At 50.5% G+C, this 19019-nt stretch carries 16 protein-coding genes and 1 pseudogene; 9 read left to right on the top strand and 8 right to left on the bottom strand.

Annotation, left to right across the window (positions count from 1 at the left end):
• Window positions 1–696: 696 nt before the first annotated feature.
• The 6 genes from DW082_RS12705 to DW082_RS12680 all read right to left on the bottom strand — a co-directional run bounded on the left by DW082_RS12705 (window position 697) and on the right by DW082_RS12680 (window position 6866).
• On the bottom strand, window positions 697–1089 hold the full coding sequence (locus tag DW082_RS12705) for a hypothetical protein (RefSeq protein WP_004293707.1): 393 nt from the start codon (window positions 1087–1089) through the stop codon (window positions 697–699).
• A gap of 17 nt (window positions 1090–1106) precedes the next feature.
• The gene (locus DW082_RS12700) at window positions 1107–2339 is read right to left on the bottom strand and encodes a site-specific integrase (RefSeq protein ID WP_004293706.1); all 1233 of its coding nucleotides are present in this window, start codon (window positions 2337–2339) and stop codon (window positions 1107–1109) included.
• Between the two features lie 263 nt (window positions 2340–2602).
• Complete coding sequence (locus DW082_RS12695) at window positions 2603–3475, bottom strand: site-specific integrase (RefSeq protein WP_259335627.1); 873 nt, start codon at window positions 3473–3475, stop codon at window positions 2603–2605.
• Between the two features lie 3 nt (window positions 3476–3478).
• Complete coding sequence (locus DW082_RS12690) at window positions 3479–3865, bottom strand: Arm DNA-binding domain-containing protein (protein WP_118458917.1); 387 nt, start codon at window positions 3863–3865, stop codon at window positions 3479–3481.
• Window positions 3866–4578: 713 nt separating this feature from the next.
• Entirely contained in the window at window positions 4579–6087 is a 1509-nt protein-coding gene (locus tag DW082_RS12685; RefSeq protein WP_182424171.1) for a glycosyltransferase family 39 protein, read from the bottom strand.
• Between the two features lie 197 nt (window positions 6088–6284).
• A complete protein-coding gene (locus DW082_RS12680; protein ID WP_118458913.1) occupies window positions 6285–6866 on the bottom strand; it encodes a DKNYY domain-containing protein in 582 nt (193 codons plus the stop codon).
• Window positions 6867–7696: 830 nt separating this feature from the next.
• Here DW082_RS12680 and DW082_RS12670 point away from each other — a divergent pair.
• The 7 genes and pseudogenes from DW082_RS12670 (at window position 7697) to DW082_RS12640 (ending at window position 14294) form a co-directional block, all read left to right on the top strand.
• Window positions 7697–8254, top strand: a complete 558-nt coding sequence (locus DW082_RS12670) for a 4Fe-4S dicluster domain-containing protein (protein WP_118458912.1) — start codon at window positions 7697–7699, stop codon at window positions 8252–8254.
• A gap of 13 nt (window positions 8255–8267) precedes the next feature.
• The gene (locus DW082_RS12665; protein ID WP_118458920.1) at window positions 8268–9110 is read left to right on the top strand and encodes a CoB--CoM heterodisulfide reductase iron-sulfur subunit B family protein; all 843 of its coding nucleotides are present in this window, start codon (window positions 8268–8270) and stop codon (window positions 9108–9110) included.
• Window positions 9111–9128: 18 nt separating this feature from the next.
• Window positions 9129–11136, top strand: a pseudogene (locus tag DW082_RS12660) (FAD-dependent oxidoreductase).
• Window positions 11137–11171: 35 nt separating this feature from the next.
• Complete coding sequence (locus DW082_RS12655) at window positions 11172–11633, top strand: hydrogenase iron-sulfur subunit (RefSeq protein WP_101570542.1); 462 nt, start codon at window positions 11172–11174, stop codon at window positions 11631–11633.
• Complete coding sequence (locus DW082_RS12650; RefSeq protein WP_118458910.1) at window positions 11626–12426, top strand: 4Fe-4S dicluster domain-containing protein; 801 nt, start codon at window positions 11626–11628, stop codon at window positions 12424–12426. The genes DW082_RS12655 and DW082_RS12650 overlap by 8 nt, the downstream gene beginning before the upstream one ends.
• Before the next feature lie 9 nt (window positions 12427–12435).
• Window positions 12436–13437, top strand: coding sequence for a 4Fe-4S dicluster domain-containing protein (locus DW082_RS12645; protein WP_118458908.1), 1002 nt, complete (start codon window positions 12436–12438; stop codon window positions 13435–13437).
• Window positions 13438–13442: 5 nt separating this feature from the next.
• Entirely contained in the window at window positions 13443–14294 is an 852-nt protein-coding gene (locus tag DW082_RS12640) for an FAD/NAD(P)-binding protein (RefSeq protein ID WP_118458906.1), read from the top strand.
• Between the two features lie 142 nt (window positions 14295–14436).
• Here the strand turns inward: DW082_RS12640 and DW082_RS12635 are convergent, their stop codons facing one another.
• Entirely contained in the window at window positions 14437–15369 is a 933-nt protein-coding gene (locus tag DW082_RS12635) for an alpha/beta fold hydrolase (RefSeq protein WP_118458904.1), read from the bottom strand.
• Between the two features lie 155 nt (window positions 15370–15524).
• On the opposite strand from DW082_RS12635, the gene DW082_RS12630 reads away from it, so the two are divergent.
• Window positions 15525–16982, top strand: coding sequence for a DHA2 family efflux MFS transporter permease subunit (locus DW082_RS12630; RefSeq protein ID WP_055204463.1), 1458 nt, complete (start codon window positions 15525–15527; stop codon window positions 16980–16982).
• A 39-nt stretch (window positions 16983–17021) separates the two neighbouring features.
• On the opposite strand, the gene DW082_RS12625 is transcribed toward DW082_RS12630, so the two are convergent.
• Complete coding sequence (locus tag DW082_RS12625; RefSeq protein ID WP_055204465.1) at window positions 17022–17486, bottom strand: hypothetical protein; 465 nt, start codon at window positions 17484–17486, stop codon at window positions 17022–17024.
• Window positions 17487–18766: 1280 nt separating this feature from the next.
• Here DW082_RS12625 and DW082_RS12620 point away from each other — a divergent pair.
• Window positions 18767–18988, top strand: coding sequence for a helix-turn-helix domain-containing protein (locus DW082_RS12620; protein WP_153498070.1), 222 nt, complete (start codon window positions 18767–18769; stop codon window positions 18986–18988).
• The last annotated feature ends 31 nt before the right edge of the window (window positions 18989–19019 follow it).

Here is a 19019-nt window from a genome sequence, read left to right as displayed (position 1 = left end):
CGTGTGGGGTCGGCGTTCTTCGGTATGATGAAACGCTCGATATGTGCGGTCGTTCCGCTGTCGCTGCCGTGCGCCTTTTCCATGTGTAAAACTACGAAACCCATATATTTTTCCTTTCTTCCTTGACTTGTGAAACAATGATTTTTCGTATCTTCGGGGCGGCAAATGCCGTCCCCGATGGGGTGTGCAGAGGGGCTTACCCCTTGCCTTATTGGGGAATTTTCAGCGATACGTAGTATTGCGGCTCGGAAAATTCCCTAATAAGCTACGGTATTTTCTCCGTAAATACCCTGCGGCGTGCCGTCTGCCTGCCCGTCTGCCTTTCGGCTATGGCTGTCCCTGCCGCCTGCTTGCCCGTAACCCCACCTTATTTTTTTCCTTTCGGTCGGTGGGTGGCGGGGCGGTCGTTTCCGTTTTCAAAGGCTCTTTTGCACGGGGCGGTCGGATACAAGGTTTTCCCGATAAATACGCTCGCAGCGAAGCGAGAGGAAGATTTATTGGGAAACGGCGCAGCCGCCTGACCTTTTAGCCGACGTAAAGCCCCGTGCTTGCTTTGCCTTTGTAAACGAAAACGATTGCTCCGCTTTCCTCTGAAAAGAGAAATAGACCCTGCAATATATATCACCATAGTGATAGGTTTGCATGTTTGCATGCTGGTATGCTGGTACGTTTGCATGTTGGTATGTTGGTATATCATCATGCTTTCCAACGGCTGTTGGGCTTGCCGTCCGAAACAACCGACACGAATACCGTCGTTTTCTCTTTTCGCCCGTGTATAATCCTCTCTAATAATGCCCTGCGGACTTTCGCCGCCCCGAACGATTCGACACGGAAAGCGAGGGCGGCTATCGTTTCGAGGTTGTAAACCTCCGCGCTGTATTTGTCCGATAGGCGGATAATGTGCTTTATGTCATATATAGATAAAACTCCGCTTTTGCAGAGTGCCTTTATCCCTGCCCTAACCGTCGGGGCGATAACCCCGAACAGTTCGCAGATTTCCCGCTCGGTCATGGCGGTTGCGCCTATATCGCTCGGCAGGGAGATATTGCCCTGCCCGTCCATCGTGATAATGTTCCTTTCTTCTTTCATCGGTATTCTGTTCTTAATTAGATGGCTCGGCAGATATTCTTCTCCATATCTTCCAACTTGTGCGACAAGGTTTCCATGTCTTGGCTTATCTTCTGGGCGGTGATTTTGGCGTAAATTTGGGTGGTCTTTATGTTCGTGTGCCCCAAAAGGCGGCTCACCGTTTCGATGGGTACGCCGTGCGACAGAAGTACGGTCGTGGCGTTCGTGTGGCGTGCGACATGGTAGGTCAAGCGTACCTTGAAGCCGCATTGTCTGCCTATATCTTTGAGTATCTTGTTACAACTGCCGTTGTTCGGAACGGGGAAAACATGACCGTCCCTTGCCAGCCCCTTGTACTTCTCGATGATACGCTTGGGAACGTCCAAAAGGCGGATGTTCGATTCGGTGTTGGTCTTCTTTCTTCGGGTGATTATCCACAGGTTGCCGTCGAAGAATGTTTGCAGGCGGTCGGCGGTGAGGTTCTTCACGTCCGAATACGCCAAACCCGTGAAAACAGAAAAGACGAACAAGTCCCGTACAAGCTCGTGGGTGGCGTTCTTCATCGGTGCGTTCATGAGCGTCTGTATCTCCGTTTGGGTGAGGTAGCCCCTGTCCACGCTTTCGGGAGAGTTGATATATCCCGCAAAGGGATTAAAGGGCAAACGCCCGTCGTTCCTCGCTATGGAAACGATGTGTTTCAACACAATCATGTAGCCCCACACGGTATTGGTGCGGCATTTCTTCTCCGTGCGCAGAAAATACTCGAAGTCGTTGATGAACGTGAGGTTGAGTTCCTTTAATGGAATATCCTCACGCTTGTAGGTATGGGGCAGGAACTCCCGAATATGGTTGCAGACCGTCCGATAACGGGTAAATGTACCCTGCGCCCTGCTGTGCCCGACTTTCTTCTCGAACTCGGCGTTGTGCTGCTCGAACAGCTTCAGCAAAGTTTCCTGCTTGACGCCGATACCGAGATAGGCGTCTTTGAGTTTGGCGGCGGTAACATAACCGTCCGTCTGCATTAACTCTTGATAGCGGCGGTTTACTTCCACACGGATTTTATCTACCGCAAGGTTGATTCTCTGCGCTTCGACGCTCTTGCCCGAAGCACGGTTGTTCTTCACGTCCCACAGCCGTGGGGGAACGTCCATCTTGCAACTGAACTGTTTAATCTCGCCGTCCACCGTGATACGGCACATTAAAGGCAGGTTGCCGTTCGGCTTCTCGCTGCCTTTCTTCACGTAAAATAATACCTTGAATGTACTACGCATAACTCACTCCTTTTTTTGGTTACAAAATTAGTTATTAGTGAGTTACCGACTGCTATGCAAAATTACGCAAATCGCAGAAACAGAACCATTTAGCAAGAAATTCACACCCGTTACGGGGGTAATGAGGTGGTAACTGAACTTCTGCGCTGTTTGGCTTCGAGGTGGTATTTCGTTGGCTCTGTCCCATAGAAAAACAAAGCGTAACGAACGCTGTATCAGCTAATTCGCTACGTTTTACCCAAATTTACTTTTTCGCTATGTGTTTATTTTAATGTTTCGAGCAACAACTCGGCTGCCTCTATTTTTTGATTTTGCATGAAACTACCGAAATATCTTTCAGTAGTCGCTAAAGAAGAATGTCCTAATCCTTTGGATATATAAGATACAGGAACTCCTTCACGCATCAGCAAGGTTGCCCACGAATGGCGCGCAACATAGGTTGTTAGTTTTATATTTAAATTCAGCTTCTTGCCAATATTCACCATGTGTCTATTAATGACATGAATAAAAAGATTACCTAAATCATAATTTTGTTCTGTATCAGCATCTTTCTTATAAATATCGAATACATATTCTGTAGGTGACTTATCTGAATTTCCCCAACGATTTATAATTGCAGCGATAGGTTTTGTGATATAAATTTCTATTTGTTCGGCTTCCTTTTTCGTTCGCATGGTCTTTTGACGGTTTACATAAAGAAAATCCCCTTGTATATCACAATATTTCAGTTTAAATATATCTTTCATATTCAATCCATTACAATAAAAACTAAAAAGCCAGAAATCTTTTGCTTTTGCTTCGTTTTCCGATGTCGGTTCATAATCAATAATTGCTCGTAAACTTTTAATATCAAGTGCTTTTTTTATATTGCGGGATGTCGGTATTTCATATTTCTTTTTTCGTTCCAAACCAAACGGGTACATATCCGCTGGTATGATCTTATTTACAATAGCCTCATTAACAATGGCTCTTAAGGTCCTCAAATGAATTCCGATTGTTGTAAGCGACTTATTAGAATGTAGCATATATCTTTCATAACCCCTTAAAAATTCAACTGTTATATCATTAAAACAAAGCTTAGCTTTATATTTCATCAAAGAATGCATAGTGGTTGTATAAGAACGTGCTGTTCCGATACGCTACTCTTCATGCAACATAGAAATACGAGTGCGAAATGCGTCATATACATTCTGGCGATCTTTGACCGCTTTGGCTTTATTGCCTAAGTACAATAGCTCAAATCGCTCGAATGAAAAATCCTTTTGCAATGTGCTGATAATATCGTTCGCTTTACATAAGATTTCACTGATTATGTTTTTAGATTCTCGTAAATTATTATCTTTTAAATGAGAAGCATTTATCTTTTTCCATTCGGCTTCAGTACACTGAACAGGAGTCGTATAACGCTTCTTTTTGCCTGAATAATAAATTTCAAGCTTTGTCGCAAATTTGCCACTCTTTTTTAAACGTACCCTCGTATCAAGGCGCACGACAGCAGTAGCAATATTATTATTGAAGCTTCCCATAATAATGCTCTTTAGCTGTTAAACAAAAAAATGTGATAAAAGAAAAGTGGGTAGAAAAGAAAATAGTGAGGAGTATACTTATGTTATTTAAACGAATAATATTTCTTTTTATTATACATGTATTACAGGCAATTACCCCATTCAAACGATCTTCAAAAAAAGCACCAAAAAAAGCACCAAATGCCTACAAAATTCGAGATAATTTTATGATAATTTGAATGAGGTGCCTCTTTCTTTTTAATATATAAACAACTGATATAGTTGATATTAACTATAAAAGTCAATATTATGTAAAAATGAGTTTGCCAGACTGAAAATCCTTGTGTCCCTCGTTCGATTCGTGGTGGCACCACTTGAAAATCAGACAGTTGCAATGAAAATTTGTGACTGTCTTTTTTTGTGTACCAAAAAAATGTACCAAATTCCTAATCTCTAACGAATCAATCAAACTTAACATACAAATATACTAATTGTTTGTTTTTCAAACAAATATATTTTTCAAGTCGGTCTTTCGACCTGTGCAGAATGATGTTATTGGAATACACCCAAAATACGGTACGGTTGGGCGTATCGAAGTCCAAACGTATCGGATAATTATCCAATGCGGTTCGGTACTTTTCAAAAATGATTTGCGGATTATCACTGCGTAATACACGATCGGTTCATACATCGTCAGGTTCGCCTCATATTCGATACTTCGTAGAATTCGGCTGTTAATTCTCAATAAACCGCTTAAATTCGACTGAGTTATATTTCAATCCTTTACATAAAAAGATGCGATAATTATATTCGCTTTCTTTACTTGCATACTTGTTTTCGACAATACCGATTTCTTCAACATATTTAAAATATTCGCCCCAGTGTTGTTCGAGCCAGTTTGACTCGCCGATTGCAATGATGACCGCTCCTTTGTCAAATTCAGGCATCCACTCAAATGAACTGTGAAGTGAAAAAGCCTGGGGCAACCCGTATTTTTTCCCGAGTAAGTTCATCGCTCCCGCCATTGAATAATGCCGCCCCAAAATAAAACATTTCTCTTGTTCTTCGGAAGACAATTCTATATACGTTTTGTTCACGACATTTAATATCCGGGTCCATATTTCGGTTGAATAATAATTATCAAAAGCAAGGGGTATTTTACCGTCTTTGTTTGGTTTTTTATGGTATAGTTCGATAAATCTCTGGAGCTTGATAATAGGGATTCCTTGAGGCAAGAGGTAAACGCCTGTTAATCCGAGTACGGTGAGGTATGCGTAGATTATCCATTTTCTTTTCTGCAATAATCGCTCGAAAAAAACCGTGCCTAACGGAATCGCTCCGATTACGACAGGGAAAAAATAATACCATTTTCCTTTTGCGCAAAACAAGAAAACAAACGAACAGCATAACGCAAAGGAAATTAATTTGTATCGTTTGAATTTGGAAATAAACGGAATCGCGAACAGTCCGGGAAGCCAGAATATCATTGTGAAGGGATTTGAAAAAAGAAAAAGCTTCTTTAATTCCCCGCCCATTGAAAGTCGGTTTAGCTGACTGTCGTATAATTGGGAAAAATGAGTGATCGCCGGAAACAGATTTTTTATTTGCCAGCAGAGGTTCGGTGTGATTAACACAAGGAATATTAGCAATCCGATCCATAAACTCTTTTTCAGAAAAATATCTCTCCGAAAGATTAACGACGAAGTAAGCATCCCTGCGAACAGAAAAACAATGCTGTATTTTGTCAAAAATCCCAATGCTCCGAATATGCAAAACCAAATTAGGTATCTGGCATTTTGACTTTGGCAATAACTCGCTGAACAGTAAATGCAAATAATCCAAAATAACTGATCGAATGCGGTGGGCAAAAAAAGAAACCGGGTTCCTGCTATTCCGGGAGATAACAGGATGCATAACAAGGTGGCCAATACGGCTAACCATTTGCCTCCCAGTTTGATTGTCGTCAAACCGCAGAACAGAACCGCCATTGCGGAAGCCGCAAGGTTGAATAGATGATTGATAAATACGGAATCGGTGTTAAACAGATTTTGTATCCAGGCAAACGCGGCGATCATCGGGGGAAAATCCGAATAGCCCCAGGCGGGGTGTCTTCCCGCTTCGATGTGTAGAAATTCGTCGCTGAAAAATCCGGAATTGGACAAAGCTGTCAATTGAAGAACGAGCCCGATCGCTATGAAAACGGCTATTACGGTATATTCAGGTGGATACTTTCTAAAAAACATAATCGTACTCCTCATTTTTATTTTTTGTCTTTTGCCGTGTCGAAATCATATTCCGCTTTGCGAGAAAACTTGCCTGCCGGTAAGGAGTATCCTGCGTTGATAATGAGAATCGGTTATGCCAAAACCGTTACCCTACTCTCCCCGCAGAAGGATCGAATCATTGCTGATCTGATATTTCTTTACGATTGTACCGATTATTATCTTTGGTGCGGAGTCCGAAAGGAAGACGGGGAGGCCCCTTTGACGGCTTTCCCGTTGTAAAAAACTTTCCAGGCGTCTTTGCCATATCCCCTGCCCAGATTCTCGAACGACGATGCGGAGGCGTTGGGTATGGGTTTTCCTCTGTAAAAAACCGTCCAACTGTCTTTCCCATAACCGCCGCCGAGGTTTTCGAATGAAGACGAGGAGGCATTTTCTATTTTTCTGCCCCGGTAAAATACTTGCCAGTCGTCTTTGGCATAGCCGTCGCCGAAACTTCGGAATGAAGAGGGGGAAGCGCCTTCGATTTCAAGGCCCTGATAAAATACTTTCCACGCATCTTTTCCGTATCCGCTCCCGAGGTCTTCGAACGATGACGAGGAAGCTCCCTCTACTTCATACCCGCGATAAAAAACCGTCCAACTGTCTTTCGTATAGGTTCCGTTACCTCGACCCCGTTCCTGAAACGGGGCGTTTTCCGTCGCGGCGAACGACGGCTCCTGCAATCGGTATTCGATAACCGACGGTTTACCGCTCTGTGCGATAACTAATAATGCGAAGGACAAAACGATTCTTTTCATGGACGATCCGGCTCTTTCGGCAAATATAAGTAAGATCGGTCGATATGTCGCGATTCTCCGGTCGAAAAAGGCGGAAGTTTGTTGTCGAAGCTAAAAATTATCCGGGAGGAATTTAAGATCGTTTCTTAAATCCCTCCCGGATTGAAATTTATTTTGGGTGCGTCGGCTTGATTATTTGGCCTTGTTGACCTTTTGGTACCCTGGACGGCCGACAGCGGATCGCCGTAAACGCGTGCTACGGTTACATCGCTTTTCTACGGCGTTATGTAATTTTTCAAATCGAGGCGGAAATGTCGTTCCGAATGATTACATTTGTAAACGCGTTTACGGTAGAAAGTGTTCTCGGGTGTAAGCGTCGTCGTGAACCATGTATCAAAAGGCTTTATTCGTCCTGACATATTTGTTTTTTTCGTTCGTAGTCGGAAACGTTACCGAAAAAGGGGGAGGTTCTTCGGAATTCTCCGCCGTTTTTGCGTATGCGGAGACGGCGTGCTTCGATTCGTGCGATGTTTCGGTCTGTCCGCCCGCGACGGATGCGCAGGCGGTTTCGACGGATAAGTGTCTTTTTGCGGGCGCGGAATATTCCGGGGCGGAGATTTCGAAATATCCGGTACGGACGCTTGCCTGCCCTACTCCGCAATTGTCCGTTCCTGCGGAACGGCGGAAACGTGTCGCCGCGGAATACCTGTCTTTTATCCGGAACGCCTTTCCGGATTATATCCATACATTGGGCTGTATGCGGGTTTAATGCCCGTTTTCATCGGAATGACCGTGCCGGTTCGGTGCGGTATAGCTATGCCTATTCATCTAAGCTACTAAATAATACCTAAATGGAAAACGAAAATTACATGGCCGACGAAGTGCGGGGAAATACCGGCGTAAATGTCGCCCGTTGCTATCAGTGCGGCAAATGCTCGGCCGGATGCGCGACGGCCCCGGAGATGGACTATCCGCCGAGCCTCGTGTTGCGGATGTTGCAGACGCGCAGCGAAGAGAACGACCGGAAGGTGCTCGGCTCGAACACGATATGGCTCTGCCTGAACTGCGAGAATTGCATTGCGCGTTGTCCGCAGCAGATCGACATTCCGCGTATGATGGACTACCTGCGCGAAGAGTCGTTGCGGGCGGGATGCGTCGGCGAAAAGGCGAAACCGGTCGTGGCCTTCCACCGGGCGTTCCTCGACTCGGTGAAATACACCGGACGGCTGTACGAGGTGGGACTGATCGCGGGATTCAAGGCCCGGACGATGCGGCTCGCACAAGACCTGCCCCTGGTGCCGGACATGCTGGCGAAAGGCAAGCTGAGCCTGCTGCCCGAGCAGGTGAAAAACAAAAAGGCGATCCGGCATATTTTCGACGAGGCCGGTAAAGTCGGTAAAAAACTTTAAACCGGGAATGCAGATGAAAATAGGTTTCTATCCGGGATGTTCGCTCAAAGGCACTTCCCGCGAATACAACGAATCGGTCGCGGTCCTTGCCAAAGCGTTTTCGCTCGAACTGGAAGAGGTGCAGGACTGGAATTGCTGCGGGGCCACTGCGGCCCACTCGATGAACCGGACGCTCGCGCTGTTGCTGCCGGCCCGCATCCTTGCGCTGGCCGAACAACAGGGACTCGATGAGGTGGTCGTGCCGTGCGCTTCATGTTATAATCGGCTCAGTACGGTACAGTACGAACTGGCCGAAGACGAGGCGTTGCGCAACGAAATCGCCGATACGATCCGGATGCCCTATACGGGCAGCGTCCGGATATTGAATGTCGTGCAGATGATCGAAAAGTATATTCAGGGAGAACTCGCGGCGCGGATCGTGCAGCCGTTCGACCGCCAAGTGGCGTGCTACTACGGTTGCCTGCTGGTACGTCCGCACGGGGTGTTGCAATTCGATCGTCTGGAAGACCCGCAGAGCCTCGACGCGCTGATGAAACTGGTCGGGGCCCAGCCGGTCGACTGGGGATTCAAGACCGAATGCTGCGGCGCCGGGTTTTCGGTGTCGCGTACCGATATCGTGGGACGGCTTTCCGGGGAGATCGTCCGCGACGCCGCCGACCGGGGTGCTCAGGCGATCATCGTGGCCTGTCCGATGTGCCATTCGAACCTCGATATGCGCCGGCAGGCGATCGACAGCTACCTCAGGCGCCGGATCGATGTTCCGGTGCTGTACGTTACGCAGGCCATCGGTCTGGCCGTCGGGCTCAGTCCCAGGGAGCTGGGCATCGAACGCCATTTCGTTCCCGTCACCTTCTAACTAACTGAAAATCCGAAAATGTCTAAAATAGGAGTTTTTATTTGCCATTGCGGCGAAAATATCGGGGCTACGATCGACTGTGAAAAGGTGGCGGCCGAAGCCGCGAAGTTCGACGGAGTCGCATTTGCCACCGATTATAAGTATATGTGTTCCGATCCGGGACAGTCGCTGATCCGCAAGGCCATCGAGGAGCAAAAACTCGACGGCGTGGTGGTGGCCGCCTGTTCGCCCCGGATGCACGAGCCGACGTTCCGGCGGGCCTGTTCCGAAGCGGGGCTGAACCCTTACCTGTGCGAGATGGCCAACCTGCGCGAGCATTGCTCGTGGGTGCACGAAAAAGGAGAACCCACGACTGCGAAAGCGATCGACATCGTTCGCGGGCTGGTCGAGAAAGTGAAACGCAACAAGCCGTTGAAGCCGATCGAAGTGCCGATTACCAAGAAGGCGCTGGTGATCGGCGGCGGCATCGCCGGAATACAGGCCGCGCTGGATATCGCCAACTGCGGTCATCAAGTGATCTTGGTCGAGAAAGAGCCGTCGATCGGCGGCCACATGTCGCAGTTGTCGGAGACGTTCCCGACGCTCGACTGTTCGCAGTGTATCCTGACGCCGCGGATGGTGGAGGTCGCGCAACACCCGAACATCAAGCTGTACACTTATGCCGAACTCGAACATCTGGACGGGTTTATCGGCAATTTCAAGGCGACGATCCGGTTGAAAGCCAAAAGCGTCGACGAAAAGATCTGTACCGGCTGCGGCCTGTGTACGACCAAATGCCCGCAAAAGCGGATCCCGAGCGAATTCAATGCCGGACTCGGCCTTCGCACGGCGATCTACGTCCCGTTCCCGCAGGCCGTGCCGAACAAACCGGTGATCGACAAAAAGCACTGCAACTATTACAAACGCGGCAAGTGCAAGATATGCGAGAAGACCTGCTACCGGGGCGATCTGTTTCGACAAGGAAGATGAGTTCGTTACCGAGGATATCGGCGCAGTGGTGGTCGCTACCGGGTTCAACGTGCTGGGTACGGAATTTTTTCCGGAATACGGTTACGGACGGTACAAAGACGTCATTACCGGACTGCAGTTCGAGCGGCTGGCTTCGGCTTCCGGGCCTACGTCGGGCGAGATACGCCGTCCGTCGGACGGAACGATGCCGAAAAAGATCGTGTTCATCGCCTGCGCCGGATCGCGCGATCCGGCCAAAGGGATTCACTATTGCTCGAAAATCTGCTGCATGTATACGGCCAAGCACGCGATGCTGTACCAGCACAAAGTGCACGGCGGGGAGTCCTACGTCTTTTACATGGATATCCGGGCCGCCGGCAAGAATTACGAGGAGTTCGTGCGCCGCGCGATTGAGGACGACGGCGTAAACTACGTGCGCGGACGCGTGGCCCGCGTTTATGAAAAAGACGGCAAGTTGATCGTCAAGGGCGTCGATACGCTGATGGGGGCCAAACCCGTCGAGATCGAGGCCGATATGGTCGTGCTCGCTACCGCCGGGGTGTCCAACGAGGGCGCGGAAGAACTGGCGCAGCGGCTGCACGTATCCTACGATCCGTACAAATTTTTTGCGGAAGCGCATCCGAAACTGAAACCGGTCGAAACCAATACGGCCGGAATTTACGTAGCCGGAGCCTGCCAGGCGCCGCGCGACATTCCCGAAACGGTCAGCATGGCCTCGGGGGCGGCGGCGAAAGTGGCCGCGCTGTTCTCGTCGGACAAGTTGGTACGCGAGCCGCTGATCGCGGTGGTGAACCGGATGGCGCCGCCGGTGTACAGTACCTGCGTAGGTTGTTTCATGTGCCAGACGGCTTGTCCGTACCAGGCTATCGAGCGGGAGGAGATCAAGGACCGCGGCGGCAACGTCGTCAAGACCGTGGCCCGCGTCAATCCGGGCCTGTGTCAGGGATGCGGAACCTGCGTCGCGTTCTGCCGCTCGAAATCAATCGATATTCAGGGATACTCGAACGACCAGATGTACGCCGAGGTGATGGCGCTGCTGCACACGCAGGGGGCCTGAACGGACGGATCGTCACAATGCAAATACGATAAACAATGAACGAAAATAAAACAGAATTCGAACCCAATATCGTGGCCTTCGTCTGCAACTGGTGTACCTACGCCGGGGCCGACCTGACCGGAACCAGCCGGCTGAAGTACGCCACGAACGTCAAGATCGTGCGTTTCCCGTGTACCGGGCGCATCGACTTCATGCTGCTGCTGAAGGCTTTTGCCGGCGGCGCGGACGGCATCATCGTTTCGGGCTGCCATCCGAACGACTGCCACTATACGTCCGGGAACTTCCACGCCCGCCGGCGCTGGATCGTTTTCCGGGGATTGCTCGACTTTATGGGCATCGACGTGCGCCGCATCCGCTATTCGTGGGTGTCGGCAGCCGAAGGGGGCAAGTGGGCCGACCTGGTCAACGACACGGTGCGCGAAATCCGCGAACTGGGGCCGTATACGAGGTATCGGGAAGTAGCCGATTATATCGAAAAGGAGGAAAACCATGGATAAACTGACCGAAAAAGCCGCAGCCCTGCTGCGGGAGGGCGCAGCGACGCTCGTAATAGGCTACGGGGAGGACAAGGGCAACAAGACCCGTCCGCTGTTCTGCCGCATACCCGAAGAGGCGGCGCGCCTCGTTTACGACGGCCGCTGCATCCATAACCTGGCCGTCTACCTGACCAAACCCGAACTGCTCGGCGCGGGACGCACGGCGGTAGTCGCCACGATCCCGGTGCTGCGGTCGATCCTGCAACTGGCTGCCGAAAACCAGTTGTCCGAGGATAAGCTGCTGGTACTTACCGTAGCCGACGGCGAGGTGATGCAATTCGATACGTTCGCCGCGGTAGAAAGTTACCTGACCGGTTTCGATTTCAAACTCGGAGAGAAGGAACGGGAACTGATCGGCCGGCTCGAAGGAATGTCCCGGGAAGAACGCTGGGAATTTTGGAAAGAGCAGCTCGAACCGTGTTTCAAGTGTTACGCCTGTCGTGCGGCCTGCCCGCTGTGTTACTGTACGCGTTGCGTGGTGGAGATCAACTGCCCGCAGTGGGTGCAACCCTGGGCCGGAACGCTGCCGAATATCGAATGGCACATCAACCGCGCGATGCACATGGCCGGACGCTGTACCGGGTGCGGGGCCTGCGGCGAAGCCTGCCCGCTGGGGATTCCGATCCACCTGCTGACGCAAAAGTTGCTCGAAGACGTGGACGCCGAATTCGGTGCGAAGTCCGGAACCCTCGGTCAGAAAGGCAATGCGCTGTCGACGTTCGATCCGTCGGACAAGGAAAATTTCATTCGTTAAACGAGAATCATGGAGAAATTACATATCACACCCGAAAATATCGCCCGCTGGCTCGAACAACTGATCGGCAGCGGACGGTCGGTATACGCTCCGGTAAGAACCGGAGCGCGGGTCGATTTTAAAAAGATCGCCCGGCCGGAGGAAGTGGCCTCGGATTACGTACAAACGACGCAGTCGGTCAAAAAGGTTGTTTTCCCGAGGACGGAGGAGTTGTTCTCCTATCGGAAGGAGGGAAAACAGGTTTCCGTGCGGCAACCCGATTTGCAGGCGATTCCCGAAACGGTCGTCTGGAAAATCCGTCCGTGCGATGCGGCCGGATTCGCCTCGTTGTCGGGCATATTCAACTGGGATTACAAGGACGGTTCCTATAATGCGCGCGCCGAGCGGCTGACGCTCATCAGTTTCAGCTGTGCGACGAGCGACGAATATTGTTTCTGCACGTCGGTCGGGGGAGGGCCGGGAAGTACGACGGGAAGCGACATTCAGCTTACGTTGCTGCCCGACGGCGGCGCGCTGGTCGAAGTGTTGACCCCGAAAGGAGAACGGCTCGCAGCCGAAGCGTCGTCGCTGTTTGCGTCGGCCGACGGCATTTCGAAGGAAGAGTATCTGGCCCGCGTCGAAAAGCGTTTCGATGCGCAACAGCTCCGCGAGAAACTGGATCAGGCGTTCGACAGCCCGGTTTGGAAACGGCAGTCCGAGCGTTGTCTCGGCTGCGGGGCCTGCGCGTTCGTCTGTCCGACCTGCGCCTGTTTCGACATTCAGGAGGATGCGCGCGGGGCAACCGGCCGGCGGGTGCGCTGCTGGGATTCGTGCGGCTTCTCGCTTTTCACGCTGCATACGTCGGGACATAACCCGCGTCCGGTGCAAAGCGCCCGCTGGCGCCAGCGAGTACTGCATAAATTCTCGTACATGCCCGAACGGATCGGACAGACCGGCTGTACCGGTTGCGGACGCTGCTCGCGGGCCTGCCCGGTAAACATGAACCTGCTCGAACATTTACAATCCATTTAGCCGCCATGACTCAATCCAATCTATACCTTCCGTACCTGATGGAGATCGAGAAGATCACCGTCGAAGCCCCGGGCGTCAGGACGTTCCGGTTGAAATTTCGTAACGAGCAGGAGGCTGCCGCATTCGACTTCCGGGCGGGGCAGTTCGGCGAATACTCGGTATTCGGCGAAGGGGAATCCACGTTCTGCATCGCTTCGTCCCCTACCCGCAAAGGGTATATCGAATGTACGTTCCGCCAGGCCGGACGCGTGACCACGGGCCTGTCGAAGCTCGAAGAGGGCGATACCGTCGGCTTCCGGGGACCGTTCGGCAACGTTTTCCCGCTCGACGAGTGGAAAGGTAAAAACCTGCTGTTCATCGCCGGCGGCATCGCGCTGCCGCCGATGCGCTGCGTGATCTGGAACGCGCTCGACACCCGCGAAAATTTCGGCGACGTGACCATTTTGTACGGGGCCAAATCGGTCGGCGACCTGGTCTATAAACACGAACTGGACGAATGGGCGGCGCGTCCGGACGTCCGCCTCGTCACGACGGTCGATCCGGGCGGCGAGACTGCCGACTGGAAAGGCCGCGTGGGCTTCGTACCGTCCGTGCTCGAACAGATCGCTCCGTCGAGCGACAATACGATCGCAATCGTTTGCGGACCGCCGGTAATGATTAAATTCACGTTTCCGGTGCTCGAAAAGCTCGGGTTTGCCGACGACCGGATCTACACGACGCTCGAAAATCGGATGAAATGCGGCGTCGGCAAATGCGGTCGCTGCAATGTCGGCAAGCTGTACGTGTGCAAGGACGGCCCGGTGTTTACGAAAGCGCAACTGAATGGCTGCCGCCTGAATATTAGAAATAGTTTGTGAGTTTTCTTTATTCGGAATGTTGCGAATCGGACTGAAAAAAATGCATGATAGGCAGTTTCGCGATTTTATGCAGGATATTTGCTCTTATTAGCAAATATCCTGCATTTTTACCGATTGGCGTGGGATAGCGTTGCGGCATCGTTTATCGAAGAGAATCGCTCTCCTTTAGAAAAGTCAATACGGCGTTTTGCATGTCTTCGCTGTTTTCGAGAAACGGCATATGGCCGACGTTGCTTCTCCGCAGGATCATGTTCGGGAAATGTACGTTCCGGTAGTGTTTAGGTCCGACGCTCCAGTCCGTGTTGCCATAAAAAAACAGGACGGGTACTTGAATTTCAGCCGTGGCAGGTCTATAGTCCCGGTAATATTCCGGAAATACAACGGCGTTATTGCTAAAAAAACTATTGCCGAAATCGTTGTTGAAAGAGGGAATTTCCTGATACGACCGATTCATCTTTGCATCGCTCTCCGGCGAAGCGTAAAATATTTTCCACCGGAGTTTTTTTTCTTCGAGTTTTCCGGCGGCGATCGTCAATTTTTCCATATTTGAAAGAGAATCGTTTTTCAAAAAAGCGCACTCTTTTTTCCCGAGTAGTTTTCCGGCTTTTTTTAGCCATCCGTTTTCGAAGCTGTCATCGATACACAACGTGCAGTTCAGCATGACCATCCCTTCGATTGCACCGGGATACCGTTCTGTATATCCCATTTGCAGGATTCCTCCGAACGAATGCCCCAGTGTGAACCAACGGTCGATATGCAGGATTTGGCGCACCTGTTCGAAATCCTCGGCCATCCTTTTCATCGAATAATCTCCGTTGGAAGGACTGGTCGAACGTCCGGTTCCCCGTTGGTCGAGATAGATCATCGTAAAATGCCGTTCGAAGAATTCTCCGGAAAATTTTTCAAGCCAATAAGAACCCGATCCGGGACCGCCGTGCAAATAAAGCAAATGCGGCCCGTGTCCTTTTATTTTCACGTAAAGTTGTACGCTATCGGTCGTCGTAACGATCAATTCTTTCCCCTGAAGTCGTATAAATCCGGTCAGGGCGACAAGCAGCAATAAGAGGTTTTTCATAGGTCGAGTTTAATTTACCGGAATAATATACGATATTATTTTTTATTTCGCAAGCCGGGATAAAAAAATATTTATTTCGCCCTGCCGTGCCTCCGGCAGGCGAGCGGTCTTTTTCGTTGAAAATTGTTAACTTTGCGATTGAGATTTTGAGGAGGATGAGAATAGATAAATCGGTTCGGGTAGCGTTGGTGGTGGCCATTGCGTTTTTCATGCAGTTTCTCGACACCACGGCGGTCAATACGGCTATTCCGGCCATGGCGCGCGCCTTCGGGACGGATGTAATCCATTTGAGTACGGGCATCACTTCGTACCTGATCGCGCTGGCGATCTTTATTCCGGTCAGCGGTTGGATCGCCGACCGGTTCGGGACGCGCAACGTGTTCTGCGCGGCGATCGTGTTTTTTATCCTCTCCTCGACGCTGTGCGGGACGTCGCAGTCGCTGTTGCAGTTCGTGATCTACCGGGTGATGCAGGGGATGGCCGGGGCGATGATGTCGCCGGTGGGCCGCCTGGCCGTGCTGAAAACGTCGTCCAAAGAGAACCTGCCCGTCGCGATGAATTACATCACGATTCCGGCGCTGGTCGCGCCGATCGTCGGCCCGCTGGTCGGCGGCTATCTGACGACTTTCCTTACGTGGCGGTGGATTTTCTACCTGAACGTTCCGATCAGCATCGCGTGCGTTCTGCTCGCCTGGCGTTATATCCCGTCCGAGAAGCGCGGCGAGGGTTCCCGCAAACCGTTCGACGCTCCGGGGTTCGTCCTGAGCGGCCTGGCGCTGGCCGGATTCATGTACGGCGTGGAGCTGTTCAGCAAAGAAGGACTTTCGTATTACGTGCCGCTGGGGCTTATCGGCGGAAGTCTCATTATACTGTTCGCCAACGTGTTTTATTCGAAACGGATCGACAATCCGCTGATCGACTATTCGGTGATGAAGTACAAAAGCTACCGGATCACGATCTACGCCGGTTCGGTTTCGCGGATGGTGATCGGCGTGTTCCCGTACCTGGTTCCGCTGATGTTCCAGGTCGGGTTCGGGCTCAGTCCGTTCGAGGCGGGACTGCTGTTCCTGTCTACGATGGTCGGCAACCTGTCGATGAAGTCGGCTACCGTGTGGGTCATCCGCAGTTTCCGTTTCCGCAACGTGCTGATCGTAAACGGCTGCCTCGTAGCCCTGTTCACTTTTCTGACGGCCCTGCTGCTGCCGACCACGCCGGTATGGATTATCGTGCTGACGCTGTTCCTGTCGGGACTCGTGCGCTCGATGCAGTTCAGTTCGCTGACGACGCTCGCTTTCGCCGATATTCCCGAACACGATATGACCTCGGCCAATACGCTGTACAGTACGATCCAGCAGATGTCGATCGGGATGGGGATCGCCATCGGCGCCGTCGCGCTGCGCTTTTCGAACGTACTGAACGGCGGCGTGCCGGGACAATACACGATCCCGGATTTCCGGCTGGCGTTCTTTTTCGTCACGGCGATCGGGTTCCTGCACCTGTTCGGTTACCTCGGGCTCTCGCCCGACGCCGGCAACGCGGTGCGGATCAAAAAAGACCATTCGGCGGACGATGCTTCCGGCGCGGCCGGACGGGGAACCGCTCCCGGCCGGTAGTCTGTCCCCTACTCTTTCGTGCGTGTTCGCCGGATCATTTCATACGGACGGAATGCCGTGTTTCCACGCATACTCCCTGGCGGCCGGTACGGTGATCGGGTAATTGACGAAGTTGAACACGGCGAACGGGGGCACCTCGATCCGCTTTTCGCGGAGTCGCGCGACGATTCGCAGGATCTCCTGGTACAGTAGGAAATTCCGGTTGACCGTGGCGGCGGGAGTGTGAAATTCGCGTTCGAGCATTTCGGCGTACGACCGGTCGTGGCGTTCGTGGGCGCGGGCGAAGACTTCGTACGGCATCGTCTCGTTCGGTCCGGCCGAGCCATCTGCCATTCTTATCAGCAATTCTTTCGGGCCGGGCGCGATCCATGTCTGCAACAGTTCTGCGGGAATCTCGTTCGCTCCGATATCCATGACCGGGCGTGTGTGCAGAAAGTCGATGCTCAGTTCGAGGTGGTACGCGGCATGGGGCGACAACAACCAGCTTTCATTCTTTTCTTTCATGGCGGCATTCGGATAAATGGGTTGTATTATAATGGCGTATTAACGACGTAAAGCGAGTGCATCTCCGTGCCGCCATTGCGGACAACCGGACATGCGCGTTTCGAAAGGCGTAAAATTGTGTCGGAAAAGGAATATTCAAATATTGAAAAATGTCGGAAAGACAGTCCGACGGAATGATTGCAAAGTGCGAATCAGCGACAGTATTTGTCGCATAAGAAGGGAAATGGAATGTTTTGTCAGTTGTTGCCACTGCCGTCCTTTGTTAAGCTGACGGCCATGCAAAAAAATCGAAGCATGGAGATCGTCAGCGAGTTGATCCGGGAGGTAGTGGATACCATAGCGCACAACAAGCCTCCTTCCATGCTCCGAAGAGTTATAGAGAAGCCTGTTACCTGCGCCGATCCAAAAACTTTCCACTTTCCCCGGATAGCAGCAGGAGCAATATGCTTTTGCTTTATATCGTATCTATATCATTATAGATTTATACAAAAATATGGAAATTTTCCGATTGAGAGAAATAATGTTTCATTTTTGTCACTAAGAAACGATTTATAAGAAGCAGATTAAATACAAAAACTCCGCTCACTGAGCGGAGTTATATAAAACAAAGGCATGAATCCCGACCAGCTATCCGGGTGGCAGTGGAAATGCCATAGCACAGGCAAGTCGGGTTCATGCCAGATTTGCAGCATGAACCCTCCCATTGCCCGTTGTGCCTTCCTTTAAAATTCCACTTTTACCCGGATGACAACAGGAGAATTTTACAGAAAAAAAATGACGCGCATTTTTTCGGATAAAATTCAATACAAATATAGCAATTTGTTCATGCTTATTCAAATAGATATGTTTTAATTCCAAAGAACTTCTTTGTCCGATAAAGGACACGACAATTACCTCTCGGATCGACCGGGAATCGCATTATTAGTTTGGATGTGTGAAAAAGCACGGGCCGCAACAGTCCGTGCCGGGCGAAGGGACGGACTATTTGCTGCGGTTCGTGCGCCGCTCGGCACACCTGTCACAATCTGCAATAGTCTCCATAATCATTCAATTCGTAAAATGATAACGCTGCAAACATACGGATTATTCTACAAACAGCAATATTTGTCGGTTAGGTTTATGAAAAACTCGAAGTCTGCCGAAAAGTCGCTACTTTTATACCGATTAAAACGGCGCCGTAATGAAAGCGATGAGCCTGAAAGAACTGATATATATAATTTTTCCGAATAATGATGTATAAATCATTATAAAATACATCCGTGTTTGAGTTCCTTTGTTTTATGAAGAAACAGTGGCGTAATGATGTGCTTATCGAGGAGATAGCCCGTAGGCTGAAAGATCTGCGAATCGGAAGGGGGTTGTCTCAGGAAACGGTCTATTTCAATACCGGAATCCATATAGGAAAAATTGAGACGGAGAAGTATAATATTACAGTCAGCACCCTGTCGAAATTATGCGATTATTATCAAATCACTTTAGAAGAATTTTTTAAAGGGATTTAGCCATAATCATAGTGTTTAATCAGTAACATCG

The sequence above is a fragment of the Alistipes sp. AF48-12 genome (assembly GCF_003477565.1).
GTDB classification, from domain to species: Bacteria; Bacteroidota; Bacteroidia; order Bacteroidales; family Rikenellaceae; genus Alistipes_A; species Alistipes_A hominis.
The sequence above is the reverse complement of the archived record's forward strand: the minus strand, read 5'-3'. Positions and strand labels throughout refer to the sequence as shown.

What these genes read in the sequence shown, in the direction of transcription:
- DW082_RS12705 (WP_004293707.1), bottom strand. Translation starts at nt 1,089, where the DNA reads ATGAAAGAAGAAAGGAACATTATCACGATGGACGGGCAGGGCAATATC.
- DW082_RS12700 (WP_004293706.1), bottom strand. Translation starts at nt 2,339, where the DNA reads ATGCGTAGTACATTCAAGGTATTATTTTACGTGAAGAAAGGCAGCGAG.
- DW082_RS12690 (WP_118458917.1), bottom strand. Translation starts at nt 3,865, where the DNA reads ATGGGAAGCTTCAATAATAATATTGCTACTGCTGTCGTGCGCCTTGAT.
- DW082_RS12685 (WP_182424171.1), bottom strand. Translation starts at nt 6,087, where the DNA reads ATGTTTTTTAGAAAGTATCCACCTGAATATACCGTAATAGCCGTTTTC.
- DW082_RS12680 (WP_118458913.1), bottom strand. Translation starts at nt 6,866, where the DNA reads ATGAAAAGAATCGTTTTGTCCTTCGCATTATTAGTTATCGCACAGAGC.
- DW082_RS12670 (WP_118458912.1), top strand. Translation starts at nt 7,697, where the DNA reads ATGGAAAACGAAAATTACATGGCCGACGAAGTGCGGGGAAATACCGGC.
- DW082_RS12665 (WP_118458920.1), top strand. Translation starts at nt 8,268, where the DNA reads ATGAAAATAGGTTTCTATCCGGGATGTTCGCTCAAAGGCACTTCCCGC.
- DW082_RS12655 (WP_101570542.1), top strand. Translation starts at nt 11,172, where the DNA reads ATGAACGAAAATAAAACAGAATTCGAACCCAATATCGTGGCCTTCGTC.
- DW082_RS12650 (WP_118458910.1), top strand. Translation starts at nt 11,626, where the DNA reads ATGGATAAACTGACCGAAAAAGCCGCAGCCCTGCTGCGGGAGGGCGCA.
- DW082_RS12645 (WP_118458908.1), top strand. Translation starts at nt 12,436, where the DNA reads ATGGAGAAATTACATATCACACCCGAAAATATCGCCCGCTGGCTCGAA.
- DW082_RS12640 (WP_118458906.1), top strand. Translation starts at nt 13,443, where the DNA reads ATGACTCAATCCAATCTATACCTTCCGTACCTGATGGAGATCGAGAAG.
- DW082_RS12635 (WP_118458904.1), bottom strand. Translation starts at nt 15,369, where the DNA reads ATGAAAAACCTCTTATTGCTGCTTGTCGCCCTGACCGGATTTATACGA.
- DW082_RS12630 (WP_055204463.1), top strand. Translation starts at nt 15,525, where the DNA reads ATGAGAATAGATAAATCGGTTCGGGTAGCGTTGGTGGTGGCCATTGCG.
- DW082_RS12625 (WP_055204465.1), bottom strand. Translation starts at nt 17,486, where the DNA reads ATGAAAGAAAAGAATGAAAGCTGGTTGTTGTCGCCCCATGCCGCGTAC.
- DW082_RS12620 (WP_153498070.1), top strand. Translation starts at nt 18,767, where the DNA reads ATGAAGAAACAGTGGCGTAATGATGTGCTTATCGAGGAGATAGCCCGT.